General features: G+C 71.0%; 1 protein-coding gene. It reads left to right on the top strand.

All coding sequences use genetic code 11. From position 1 onward, the window contains the following. On the top strand, nt 1-1,202 hold a 1,202-nt coding region (locus G3574_RS06860; RefSeq protein ID WP_163961390.1), incomplete at both ends, for a TonB-dependent receptor family protein.

Below are 1,202 nucleotides of genomic sequence, written 5' to 3'. Positions count from 1 at the left end.
GGCGCCGGCCTGCGCGCCGACCTGAGCCACTACACCACCGACGGCTATCGCGACCACAGCGCCGCCGAGCGCAACCAGTTCAATGCCAAGGGTGTCTGGAACGCCGGCCCCGACACCACCCTCACCGGCGTGCTCAACCTGTTCCGCCAGCCGCTGGCCCAGGATCCGCTGGGCCTGACGCGCGCGCAGTTCGAGCAGGACCCGCGTCAGGCCGCATCCGTGGCCACCACCTTCGACACCCGCAAGCGCATCGACCAGGACCAGGCCGGCCTTCTCGCCGAACACCGCCTCGGCCAGTCCGACCGCCTCAATGCCCGCTTCTACACCGGCACCCGCTCGGTGTTCCAGACCCTGTCCATGAGCGGCGCGGCGGCCAACTCGTCCGGCGGCGTGGTCGACCTCGACAACCGCTACCACGGCGCCAGCCTGAGCTGGTCGCATGGCGTAAGCGCCACTGCGCCGCTGGGCTGGACGGTAGGCGTGGAAGCGGACCGGCTCGACCAGCAGCGGCGCGGCTACGTCAACAACAATGGCACGCCCGGGGCGCTGCGGCGCGACGAGACCGACCGCGCCAGCAACGTCGACCTGTTCGGCCAGCTCGAGTGGGCGTTCGCGCCGCAATGGAAGGCCACCGCCGGCGCGCGCGCGAGCCGGGTGCGGCTGTCGGTGGACGACCGCTACGTCACCGCGGCCAGTCCCAACGACAGCGGCGGCGTGGACTACAGCCACACCAGCCCGGTGGCCGGGGTGGTCTGGCATGCGGCCGACGAGCTCAACGTCTATGCCAACGTCGGTCGCGGCTTCGAGACGCCCACGCTCACCGAGATCGCGTATCGCCTCGGCGGCACGGGGCCGAACTTCAACCTTCGGGCCTCGACCAGCCTGCAGATGGAAGCCGGGGTGAAGTGGCGCGGCCAGCGCCAGAGCATCGACGTGGCGCTGTTCCGCTCGCGCAGCGCGGACGAGATCGTGCCGCTGGTCAACGACAACGGGCGGACGATCTTCCAGAACGTCGACGGCGTCAAGCGCCAGGGCGTGGAAGCGACCTGGAAGCGGGACTGGCAGGGCGTGACGACGCAGCTGGCCTATACCTTCCTGGACGCGCGCTTCGACCAGGCGTACACCAGCGGCAGCGGCGCCACGGCGGCGATCGTTGCGGCGGGCAATGCGCTGCCGGGAGCGCCGCGGCACAGCCTGTTCGG

Source organism: Noviherbaspirillum galbum (assembly GCF_010974945.1).
Classification (GTDB): Bacteria; Pseudomonadota; Gammaproteobacteria; order Burkholderiales; family Burkholderiaceae_D; genus Noviherbaspirillum; species Noviherbaspirillum galbum.
This window is presented reverse-complemented; position numbering and strand designations above follow the sequence as displayed.